Origin of the sequence: Shewanella sp. SM101, from assembly GCF_025654465.1 — a bacterium.
Taxonomy (GTDB): domain Bacteria; phylum Pseudomonadota; class Gammaproteobacteria; order Enterobacterales; family Shewanellaceae; genus Shewanella; species Shewanella oncorhynchi.
Window position 1 is genome coordinate 1 of the sequence record NZ_JAKKRH010000076.1, and the last position, 12,027, is coordinate 12,027.

General features: G+C 45.3%; 8 protein-coding genes. 5 read left to right on the forward strand and 3 right to left on the reverse strand.

The genetic code is table 11. From position 1 onward, the window contains the following. Positions 1 to 953: 953 nt before the first annotated feature. Both groL and L5M38_RS22920 read right to left on the reverse strand, forming a co-directional pair. Positions 954 to 2,591, reverse strand: coding sequence for a chaperonin GroEL (gene groL / locus L5M38_RS22915; protein ID WP_071938647.1), 1,638 nt, complete (start codon positions 2,589 to 2,591; stop codon positions 954 to 956). A gap of 57 nt (positions 2,592 to 2,648) precedes the next feature. Continuing rightward, positions 2,649 to 2,939 carry a co-chaperone GroES gene (locus L5M38_RS22920; protein ID WP_006086113.1) on the reverse strand — a complete coding sequence of 97 codons (291 nt, stop codon included), beginning with the start codon at positions 2,937 to 2,939 and terminating at the stop codon, positions 2,649 to 2,651. Between the two features lie 224 nt (positions 2,940 to 3,163). Between L5M38_RS22920 and L5M38_RS22925 the strand changes: the two genes are divergently transcribed. Next, a complete protein-coding gene (locus L5M38_RS22925; RefSeq protein ID WP_263180421.1) occupies positions 3,164 to 4,531 on the forward strand; it encodes an MATE family efflux transporter in 1,368 nt (455 codons plus the stop codon). Between the two features lies 1 nt (position 4,532). Here the strand turns inward: L5M38_RS22925 and L5M38_RS22930 are convergent, their stop codons facing one another. After that, entirely contained in the window at positions 4,533 to 5,522 is a 990-nt protein-coding gene (locus L5M38_RS22930; RefSeq protein WP_113940006.1) for a LysR family transcriptional regulator, read from the reverse strand. Between the two features lie 128 nt (positions 5,523 to 5,650). On the opposite strand from L5M38_RS22930, the gene L5M38_RS22935 reads away from it, so the two are divergent. From L5M38_RS22935 to L5M38_RS22950, 4 genes are all read left to right on the forward strand, one after another. Continuing rightward, entirely contained in the window at positions 5,651 to 6,733 is a 1,083-nt protein-coding gene (locus L5M38_RS22935) for an efflux RND transporter periplasmic adaptor subunit (RefSeq protein WP_263180422.1), read from the forward strand. Between the two features lie 3 nt (positions 6,734 to 6,736). Beyond that, the gene (locus L5M38_RS22940; protein ID WP_263180423.1) at positions 6,737 to 9,823 is read left to right on the forward strand and encodes an efflux RND transporter permease subunit; all 3,087 of its coding nucleotides are present in this window, start codon (positions 6,737 to 6,739) and stop codon (positions 9,821 to 9,823) included. A gap of 695 nt (positions 9,824 to 10,518) precedes the next feature. Further along, positions 10,519 to 11,505 (forward strand): DUF3187 family protein, encoded by a 987-nt coding sequence (locus tag L5M38_RS22945; protein ID WP_263167766.1) that lies wholly within the window; start codon positions 10,519 to 10,521, stop codon positions 11,503 to 11,505. Between the two features lie 366 nt (positions 11,506 to 11,871). After that, positions 11,872 to 12,027: transposase (locus tag L5M38_RS22950; RefSeq protein ID WP_259573881.1), on the forward strand; the 156-nt coding region annotated here is incomplete at its 3' end.

Below are 12,027 nucleotides of genomic sequence, written 5' to 3' on the forward strand. Positions count from 1 at the left end.
AATAATTAACCAACCAGCAAGTTGCTAAGACACTTGATTTGATGATGAGACAGTCAGACTGATCTACTGAAAACCTTAGCTCGGTATAGGCTCATAATGAAGCCGCAAGGATGATAAGGACAGTAGAAGCAGATATCCATCAGGGCCAGAGGCATACCTCAATAACAGGCCGAATATATGGGTGCAATGAACTCTTCTCAAAATCGCTATCGAATGTCTTGCAAACCGGATGGGTCCATATATGCCGAGATAGCGTCAGTCGAATCAGGGACGAGCGTCTGACGCGATAGCATAAGGACGCTAAATGCCCAAGGGGCTTTCAACTCCGTTGGGGGCGTCTTGGAGAATCCAAGGAGGATAGGACGAGCAGTCCTCCTTGGTCGGGTGTGGGGTGAAGCCCCACGACCTTTGATTCTGCTTTTAAAAACAATCAAGAATGATGGAACTGCCTAACCACCAGCAAAAGTATACGATGTTACACTTTTAGCAACAATTTCAGTGCTTAAAACCCAAAAAGTGTAGGTAAGTACACCTCATACTCCCAAGTTGCCAGACCAAAAACAAAACCCCGATACTGTTACCAGTATCGGGGTTTTCTTTTACAAGAACTTTGGTTTGAGGCTTTTAGGCTCCAGACCAGCAAAGTATCTTACGTAGGATAAATCGAGTTAGAACAAGGCGCTTTACCACGACGTTTAGCTTTCTGCTCCCAATACAATCTAGAGTGGTTAAGCAACACTTCCTTAGCCCCTCAGATACAAAAAAATCCCTGACACTATTAAGTATCAGGGATTTTTTAGGTGTCGCTCTTAGCGGACTAAGAACTTAGGCCTAGGGGTCTGACGTTTTTGCGCAGGATAAAACGTTCAGTACAAGGCGCTGTGAGCGTAGCATACGTTGTGTGTATGTGAGCGAGCAGCAACGCCGTAATCAACGTTTTAGACCAGCAAAAATTACATCATGCCGCCCATTCCGCCCATCCCACCCATACCGCCCATATCTTGGCCAGCATTTTGTGGAATTTCAGCAACCATAGCTTCTGTAGTGATCATCAGACCTGCGATTGACGCAGCGAATTGCAATGCACAACGGGTCACTTTAGTTGGGTCAAGGATACCCATTTCTAACATGTCACCGTAAGTGTCATTACCGGCGTTGTAACCGAAGTTACCGCTGCCGTTCTTCACTGTGTTAGCAACAACTGACGCTTCTTCACCCGCGTTCGTGGCGATTTGACGCAGTGGTGCTTCCATTGCACGCAGTGCGATAACCACACCGTGTTTTTGATCTTCATTTAATACTTCAACTTCAGCGATCTTAGAAGCTACGCGAACCAGAGCAACACCGCCGCCAGGAACCACGCCTTCTTCTACCGCAGCGCGAGTTGCATGCAGAGCATCTTCAACGCGGGCTTTTTTCTCTTTCATTTCAACTTCAGTCGCTGCGCCAACTTTAATCACTGCTACGCCGCCAGCTAGTTTAGCCATACGCTCTTGCAGTTTTTCTTTGTCGTAGTCTGACGTTGATTCTTCAACTTGTTGTTTGATTTGGCTTACACGAGCAGCAATTTGTGTTTGCTCGCCGTTACCATCGATGATGGTGGTGTTGTCTTTAGTGATCACAACACGCTTAGCTGTACCTAAATCTTCCAGCGTTGCTTTTTCAAGCTCTAGGCCGATTTCTTCAGCAATAACAGTACCGCCAGTCAGGATTGCTACGTCTTGCAACATTGCCTTACGACGATCGCCAAAGCCAGGTGCTTTAACGGCAGCCACTTTCACGATACCGCGCATGTTGTTCACAACTAATGTTGCTAATGCTTCGCCTTCAACGTCTTCAGCAACGATAAGCAGTGGCTTACCGGTTTTTGCCAGACCTTCAAGGATAGGTAACAGTTCGCGAATGTTAGAGATTTTCTTGTCTACTAACAGTACGAATGGGTGATCTAACTCAACGCTGCCGGTTTCTGGCTTGTTGATGAAGTATGGAGACAGGTAGCCACGGTCAAACTGCATACCTTCTACTACGTCCAATTCGTTTTCTAACGCTTGGCCTTCTTCAACTGTGATCACGCCTTCTTTGCCAACTTTTTCCATCGCAGTTGCGATGATTTCGCCGATAGATTCGTCAGAGTTTGCAGAGATAGTCGCAACTTGGGCAATCGCTTTTGAATCTGCACAAGGTTGTGATAAGGCTTTTAATTCAGCAACGGCAGCGATCACGGCTTTATCGATTCCGCGCTTCAGATCCATTGGGTTCATACCGGCTGCAACGGCTTTTAAGCCTTCAACTACAATAGCTTGAGCCAGTACAGTTGCAGTAGTAGTACCATCACCGGCGGCGTCGTTGGCTTTAGAAGCAACTTCTTTCACCATTTGCGCGCCCATGTTTTCGAATTTGTCTTCTAACTCGATTTCTTTGGCAACAGACACACCGTCTTTAGTGATCAGTGGTGAGCCGAAGCTCTTGTCTAATACCACGTTACGGCCTTTAGGGCCTAAGGTCACTTTAACTGCGTTTGCGAGAATGTTTACGCCAGCCAGCATTCTTACGCGAGCGTCATTACCAAATACAACTTCTTTAGCTGCCATCTTGATTATCCTTTAAATTTTTAATGATTAATTGGAATGTCGAATTGATGCTGAGGATTAACCCACTACTGCCATCAGGTCAGCTTCCGACAGGATCAAGACTTCTTGACCGTCGATTTTTTCTTTCTTAACGCCGTAACCTTCGTTGAAGATCACCACGTCACCCACTTTGACATCCAGTGGCTTAACTGTGCCATTTTCTAAAATACGGCCATTGCCCACAGCAAGGATTTCACCGCGAGTTGATTTTTCAGCGGCGCTACCGGTCAGTACTATGCCACCCGCTGATGTTGATTCAACTTCTAGACGCTTAACGATTACGCGGTCATGTAATGGACGAATATTCATCTATGAACTCTCCTAATGATTTGATGCCCTACAATCGAGCCTATTTGTGATTAAAAAAACAGACACCTTAGTCTGCTCTTTTGCTGTCTGAGATATGGGGCTGACAGTGTCGAGATCCAAGGGCATTTACAAAAAAAACTTCAATTTTTTGATGTCGGTTTTTTCAAGTCCACACAATCCTGCTAGAATCTCGCCTCCGCTCGCTAACAAGGCACTATTTTTCCATGAAAGACAGACACGGGCTGCTCACCGCGCCAATTGGTCGTGTACTGCTCAACATGAGCCTCCCCAACTTAATTGGCATTATGACCATTCTAGGTTTCAGCCTCGCTGACACTTTTTTTATCAGCCAATTGGGCACTGAAGCCTTAGCCGCCATCAGTTTTACCTTTCCGGTGACCTTAGTGATCTCTAGCATCGCCATTGGTATTGGCGCTGGTGTCTCGACCAATTTAGGCCGACTTATCGGTTCGGGTAATGCCCACAAGGCCAAAGTGTTCTTGCATGATGCCTTATTGCTCACCTTTGTCTTGATCGCCAGTTTAGCCGCACTGGGTAGCATTTTTATTACGCCATTGTTTCGCTTACTCGGGGCAAACGATGACAGCTTGCCGCTGATCCACGACTATATGATTTACTGGTATGTCAGCGCACCGCTGCTGGTATTGTTGATGGTAGGCAATCAAGGCTTACGTTCCACTGGCGACACCCGCTCGCCGGCGATGATCATGGCGCTGGCGGCACTCATCAATCTTATCCTCGATCCGTTACTGATTTTTGGTGTTGGGCCATTTCCACGTTTAGAAATCCAAGGCGCCGCAATTGCAACCCTGTTCGCTTGGTTGATTGCCTTATCTTTGTCGGGATATTTGTTGATTGTCAGGCGCAAAATGCTCGAATGGGCCGCCTTTGACATAGACAGAATGCGCGCGAACTGGAGCAAATTAGCCCATATAGCACAACCCGCCGCCTTGATGAATTTAATCAATCCACTAGCCAATGCCATTATTATGGCCATGTTGGCGCATATCGATCACAGCGCCGTGGCAGCCTTTGGTGCCGGTACTCGGTTAGAGTCAGTGCTATTAATCGTAGTGATGGCACTGTCGTCGAGTTTAATGCCCTTTATTGCGCAAAATTTAGGGGCAGGACAGCCACACAGAGCGAAAGAAGCCCTGCTATTATCGATAAAATTTATCTTTATTTTCCAAACCTTACTCTATATCCCACTGATCTTTTTAGCCGAGCCTATCGCGCATTTATTCAGTACCGATCCGCAGGTTATCGAATGGCTAAGTTTTTATATCTTAGTGCTGCCCTGCGCCTACGGACCTTTAGGTATAGTGATTATTGTCGCGACCTCGCTCAATGCCTACCACAGGCCTATGAGTTCATTAGTCATCAATCTGTGCCGCTTAGTACTGCTCATGCTGCCGCTAGCAGCCTTGGGATCGTATATAGGTGACGTTAAAGGCCTGCTGCTCGCGCTACCTGTGACCAATATTTTGATGGGAATTGCCTGTTATTGGCTGGCGCAGCGGATCTGTGAGCCCACAAAGATCACGACCGCAAACGCCATTAGCGAGGGGTAAACTAGCTTGATTTTTTAACGGGAAAGCGCAACACGTCGTCTGAAAACGCTCCCGTAGAGGCTTTGCAGGATCGACGTGGGCCTTGCTCACTCATGTTGATCGGCACGCCATTTGGTACTAACTCTTGCATGATATAGTCGATAAAGCGTCGACAGGCTAAACTCACGTAACGTCTTGATGGATAAGCTAAGAAACACTCGCCTTGGTGGGGCTGGATTTCAGGTAACAAAGTCACTAACTCACCGCTTTGTACATATTCATCCACGACTTCAGCAGGCGCATACACTATGCCGCGTCCTTGCAATCCAAACTCAACCGCCACTTCAATACTGTTGGAGCAGAAATTACCTCTGACTCTCACCTCTTGTTCTGAACCGATAAATAACTCATTAAAGATTTTGCCGTTGGATAAACGGAACATAGACACATTATGTGCTTCAATCTCTTTCGGTGTTTTAGGTGTACCGTGTGCAGCTAAATATTGAGGACTCGCGTAAAAACGTAAGTCAGTAGTAAAAATCGGCCGCACTACTAAATCTAAGGTATCCAACGCAGGCTCGACCACAAAGGCCACATCGAGATTATGTTTCACCATATCAACGGATTCTGAACTGCTGATGACTTCTAAGGTGAGTTTAGGATGCATATCCATAAAGCGGAAAATGGCTTGCATCAAGATTTTCATGCTGTGGATAGGGAACATTTGAATGCGCAAATGCCCGCTGATCTCAGCATCGTCATTGGTCATTTCGAAGAGGGTTTCGTCGAGCTGAGCCAAAATATTCTGCGAACGCTGGTAAAAATGGCTGCCCGCAGAAGTGAGCGTCATAGAGCGGCTCTGACGGTGGAACAATTTAATGTTCAGCTCATCTTCCAAGGCTTGCAAACGCCGACTCACAGTCGATTTAGGTAAGTTAAGTAAATCCGCCGCTTCAATCAAACTACCGGTTTCAGCAATTCGGTGGAATAACGCTAAGTCCTCTGTCTTCATTTTGACCTTAAGTTCAATCTCATTATGTGGGACTGATAATCCCAAAGTATCCCGTTTATTGCAACTAATTTAGCTGGTATCTTCGCGCCCAGAAATGCTGACAATTTGTTAACTAGGAAATCTCCACCATGAAATCATATCGACTCTTGCCGCTGACAATGCTGCTTCCAGCCCTGATCAGTGGTTGTTCGCCTGCGGAAAGTTCAGTGCAAGTGGCAACAATTCGTCCGGTTAAACTGTTTGAAGTACTCAATGTAGAAGACGGAGATTTCAGAACATTTCCAGCCCGCGTTGCCGCCAATAGTCGCGCAGAATTATCGTTCCGCATTTCAGGACAATTAACAGAATTGGCATTAGTTGAAGGGCAAAGAGTCACTCAAGGTAGCTTACTCGCAAAACTTGATGACAGGGACGCCCACAATAATTTAATGACCCGTGAGGCGGAGCATGAACTGTTAGCCGCTGACTTTAAACGTAAAGTCGAGCTACTCAATCGCAAGCTGATTTCACAATCTGAGTTTGATAGCACTCAAGCGCAACTCAAATCGGCCACCGCCGCCTTAGCCGCTGCACGCGATCAACTGAGTTACACCCGTTTAACGGCACCTTTTAGCGGTACAGTCGCCAAACGTTTAGTGGATAACCACCAAATAGTGCAAGCAAACCAAGGGGTATTAACATTACAAAACAATAATTTGCTCGATATTAGCATTCAAGTTCCCGAGTCGATGGCGGCGGGTTTGAAGCAATATACCGATCAAGCTCATTTTACAGCTAAGGTGCGTTTTAGTGCCTTCCCCGAGCAAAGTTTCGATGCCAAATTTAAAGAATACTCGACTCAAGTCACGCCGGGCACCCAAGCCTATGAAGTGGTGTTTTCGTTACCTCAACCTCAAGATATTCAGTTACTTCCAGGAATGAGTGCCGAGTTGACCTTAGCCTTAGTCAAAGATCCTAGTGCCCTTTCGTCAACGGTAGTGCCAGTGACCGCTATCGATAAGCGCGACCAAGATGGCCAAGTGCAAGTGTGGATTTATCAAGCGCAATCGGGTGAAGTAAAACCGACGATGGTGACGCTAGGACGCGTGAGTAATCAAGGTGTTGAGATTTTAACGGGCGTCAACAAGGGCGATCTCATCGTCAGCGCTGGAGTGTCTCAATTATCCGATGGCATGAAAGTCAAACCACTACGCTGGCAGCGTGGGGTGTAATTGATGAACATTGCAGAGTATTCGATACGCCACAAAGTCATCAGTTGGATGTTTGTGTTGCTACTATTCGTGGGTGGTAGCGTCAGTTTTACCGGTTTGGGGCAACTAGAATTCCCCGAATTTACCATTAAAGAAGCTTTAGTGATCACGGCTTATCCCGGTGCCTCGCCTGAGCAAGTTGAAGAAGAAGTGACATTACCGCTCGAAGATGCCCTGCAGCAACTCGACGCCATTAAGCATGTGACTTCAATTAATAGTGCGGGTTTATCACAAATCCAAATCGAGATTAAAGAAAGTTACGATAAAACCAGCCTGCCGCAGGTGTGGGATGAAGTGCGTCGTAAAGTTAATGATGCTGCGGGAAACTTGCCGCCGGGCACAGCAACGCCAAAGGTGATGGACGACTTTGGCGATGTGTATGGCATTTTATTTAACCTTTCGGGACCTGATTACAGCAACCGCGAGTTGAGCAATTACGCCGACTATCTGCGCCGCGAGCTAGTGCTAGTACCTGGAGTAAAAAAGGTTTCTGTTGCTGGCAACGTCACTGAGCAAGTCGTGATTGAATTCTCCCAGCAAAAGCTGTCGGCACTAGGGTTAGATCAGAGCTATATCTATGGCTTAGTGAACAATCAAAACGTCGTCTCTAACGCGGGTAGCTTAGTGATTGGCGATAACCGTATCCGCATTCACCCCACGGGCGAATTTAGCAATGTGCAGGATCTCGCGCGTTTGATCGTCAGCCCTCCGGGTAGCTCTGAGCTGATTTACCTTGGCGACATTGCCAATATTGAAAGGGATTATGACGAAACCCCTAACGTGCTTTATCACAATAAAGGTGAAGCAGCGTTATCGCTGGGGATTTCTTTCTCTAGCGGTGTGAATGTAGTCGAAATCGGGCAAAAGGTCAGTGACCGTTTAGCCGAGCTTGAATCACAACGCCCAATCGGCATGAATTTAGCGACGGTTTATAATCAGAGTCAGGCGGTAGATGAAACAGTTAACGGCTTCTTAATCAACCTAATGGAATCCATTGCCATAGTGATCGCCGTGCTTCTGCTGTTTATGGGATTGCGCTCAGGTCTATTGATGGGCCTGATTTTACTGCTGACGATTCTAGGCACTTTTATCGTGATGAAAGTGCTCGGGATTGAGCTACAACTCATCTCCCTCGGCGCACTTATTATTGCCCTTGGTATGTTGGTCGATAACGCCATTGTCGTTACTGAAGGCATTTTAATTGGTATCCGTCGCGGTAAGACCCGTTTGGAAGCGGCCAAACAGATAGTGTCCCAAACCCAGTGGCCGCTATTGGGCGCGACTGTAATTGCCATTATTGCCTTTGCGCCCATTGGCTTATCGCAAAATGCCGCCGGTGAATTCTGCCGTTCTTTATTCCAAGTGTTGATGATTTCGCTGTTTATCAGCTGGATCACCGCCATCACACTCACGCCGTTTTTCTGTCATCTGTTATTTAAAGATGCGCCGAGCGATGAAGAAGCCCAAGACCCCTACAAGGGCTGGTTCTTCAGCTTATATCGCACAAGCTTAATTGTAGCGCTGCGCTTTAGGCTGGTGAGCATACTGCTGGTTATCACTATGCTTTTCAGCGCTGTGGTGGGCTTTGGTCATATCAAGAATGTGTTCTTTCCTGCTTCTAACACGCCGATTTTCTTTGTGGATATCTGGATGCCAGAGGGGACTGACATCAAGGCGACCGAGCGTTTTACCGCTGATATCGAGAAGTTAATGCTTACGCTGAACGAGCAAAAAGACGTTGGGCTAAAACACTTAACAACCGTTATTGGCCAAGGTTCGCAGCGCTTCGTACTGCCCTATCAGCCAGAAAAAGGCTATCCCGCCTTTGCCCAGTTGATTGTAGAAATGCAGGATTTAGACGCAGTTAAAGCCTATATGCCAGAATTAGAAACCTTGTTAAATCAACGTTTCCCACAGGCACAATATCGTTTAAAAAACATGGAGAACGGCCCTTCGCCCGCCGCCAAAATTGAGGCACGCTTTTACGGTGATAACCCTGAAGTGCTGCGCGCTTTAGGTGCTCAAGCCGAGGCGATTTTCCACGCCGAACCAAGCATGGATGGCATACGTCACAACTGGCGTAATCAGGTGCCGTTGATCCGTCCGCAACTGGAAAATGCCCAAGCGCGCGAAACAGGCATCAGCAAGCAAGATCTCGACAATGCCCTATTGGTTAACTTTAGCGGTAAGCAAATTGGTTTATACCGAGAAACCAGCCACTTGCTGCCCATCGTCGCCAGAGCGCCCGCCGAAGAACGTTTGCAGGCCGACAGCCTATGGAAGCTGCAAATTTGGAGCAGCGAACACAATACCTTTGTACCCGCCACCCAAGTAGTCAGTAGCTTCAACACTGAGTGGGAAAATCCGCTGGTGATGCGCCGCGATCGCATGCGCATGCTCGCAGTAATGGCCGATCCTAAGCTTGGTAGCAATGAAACCGCCGATTCTGTACTGCGCAAAATCAAAGACCAGGTCGAAGCGATCAGCTTGCCCGCGGGTTACCGTTTGGAATGGGGCGGTGAATTTGAAACCGCAGGTGAAGCACAAGCGTCGGTATTTAGCTCGATTCCCTTAGGTTATCTAGCGATGTTTTTAATTACCGTATTCTTGTTCAACTCAGTGCGTCAGCCCTTAGTGATCTGGTTTACTGTGCCACTGGCCTTGATTGGGGTTTCGGCGGGACTCTTGTTGTTCGATGCGCCCTTCAGCTTTATGGCACTACTCGGATTACTGAGTTTGTCGGGCATGGTGATTAAAAACGGTATTGTCTTGGTCGATCAGATCAACCTCGAGCTCAGTGAAGGTAAACCAGCCTATTTTGCCTTAATCGACTCCTGTGTCAGCCGTGTTCGTCCAGTGATGATGGCCGCAATAACCACTATGCTCGGGATGATACCGCTGATCCCCGACGCGTTTTTCGGTTCTATGGCGATTACAATTATTTTCGGTCTAGGCTTCGCTTCTCTGCTGACGCTCATCGTACTGCCAGTGATGTACAGCCTAGTATTCAATATCAAAGCGACGGCAACAGGAGGTCAATCACCCAGCTAACCTGCTCCGCATTTTATCCAAAAACGCTTCCCGGCGCGGCCGGTCAGTCATTCGTGGCTGGCTGGCCATTTCCTTTTTGATCTATTGCGGTTTGAGGGACAATTTAAACAAGCACATCCATTAGATAAACAAGTTTGGCAAACTGAGATTGGTCTTTAATTACGATAACTAATATGACTGATAAATAAATATATTAATTAAAAAATATGAACTATCAGTTCCATATTTTCACCGCTAATACGGGACAATTACCTGTTACACACATTTACACGAGTAAATAGCAGCGGTATATTTAGTGCTGATTATTCATTTACAATGCCATCTGAAATACCACTACCTATAACTAACAACATAAACAATGTTATTACTTTGTTAGAATAATAATTTATGTTTGAGAAACATCATGAAATTACGCTTTGATAGCGTCCAGACAATGAGTAAACAGACAATATTACTGGCAGTTATTAGCACTTTACTAATACTCACTACAATCCCGTTTATCTGTAGGTCATTCTGGCTCGCACTTGTACTATTATGGTATGTTTTTTGTAGTTTTTAATTCTAAAATTAATTAGAAATCTGTCTAATCAAAAACTTTATTGCTTCAAACAGAAAATTTTCAGTCATTTATACATAACATCAGCCTCACTACAAAACATTGCTTTTAATAGAGATTAGCTAAAAAAGAGTTTTCGATGAAATATGCAAAGAAAATTTTATTTGTGACTATTAGAGCGCCTCTAATTTATACGGTAATATTTTTACCGAGTACTTTCGCAGAAAATATCAATTATAGTCATTATGGGCCACTTCGTGTGCATGCCCAATCACCTACACATGCGGGTAGCTTAACGCCTCTACTTCGTTCAGGATTTGCACTGCCTGAAGGGAAAAAAGAGATATACGGATCTGCAACAGTAGCAAGTGTATGGGCTGAAACTGACGATTACTATGCTGACTATTATCATAATTCTCTTAATGGCGGAATAAAGTGGCAACTCACTGAAAAATGGATGTTTGATACTAATTATAAGTGGAGTTTTAGTGGGGATAACCATCTTGACTCGGTCACTATCTGGTTTCATGATGCATTTGGTGTGGGTCAAAATGGCCGCGACAATACAATCAAAGACAAAAACCAAATATTTTCAAAGAATGGTATCAATCAACCTGATCTTTCTGGCGATACGCTAACGAATGCCCTAAATTTCTATTTAGAATATCAATTGCTTAGTGAGGATAATTATGGTCTATCAATAGGTGGCAGCTTATATTACAACCATGTTAATTCTGGCCCATTTGTAGATAACCGTTTTGAACAAGCATTACAGCTGAATTATAGCTATACATCTGAAATGCATCATTTTTATTCCACTACAGGTATAAGCTTTAGACGAAATGATGAAAGTCTATCTGGAATAGACTATAAAGACCATGCTGTAATGTTATCTTTAGGTTATGAGTATTTAATGGGACGCCATGGTTGGCTGATTGAATTACATCACTATGAAGGTTTACTCAAAACAGATAATGACTTTTCAAAACCTTCTCACGAAGTATTTCTAGGCTATAGGTATTATCTGAATAACAGTGCAATTGAATTTACTATCGTCGAAAACCTACTCAACATGGACAACAGCACTGATATTGCTTTTTCTCTTGGGTACAGAGTCATGATTTAATAATACCTAACTTTATCGCGTGGATGCGATCAAAAAGCTTTTCTCTAATATCATGTTCACTCTTATGCTGAGTGAGCGGGTTATTAGGATTGGAGTTTTTTAAGAGTGAAATGGCTATTACGGGGGAGGTGAACCAGCGGCACAGGTCAGATTGATTCAGTGGGCCACTGGTATCTAAGGCATATTAGGGAGAAAACTCAAGCGAATAAACGCGATAATCAACTGAGTTAATCCAATAACAAACTAACGCAACAAGCGACTAAGACAATACGAGACTAGGGTCTGTTGATCTTTCGAGAGTAATTTTTAGACAGCATGGCAAGACGTTATAATTTGCTTCGCCAAAAGTAACCATAACCTCAAGCCATGCCAAGACTTATGCTAACCGATGCACGCTGGGAAAAGCTATTTCATTTAATGAAAAGCACAGGCCGTGTTTATGACAAACCTGAACATAGACAAACATTCGAAGGTATTCTTTACCGCCTTAGAACAGGTATCCCTTGGCGAGATTTACCTAAA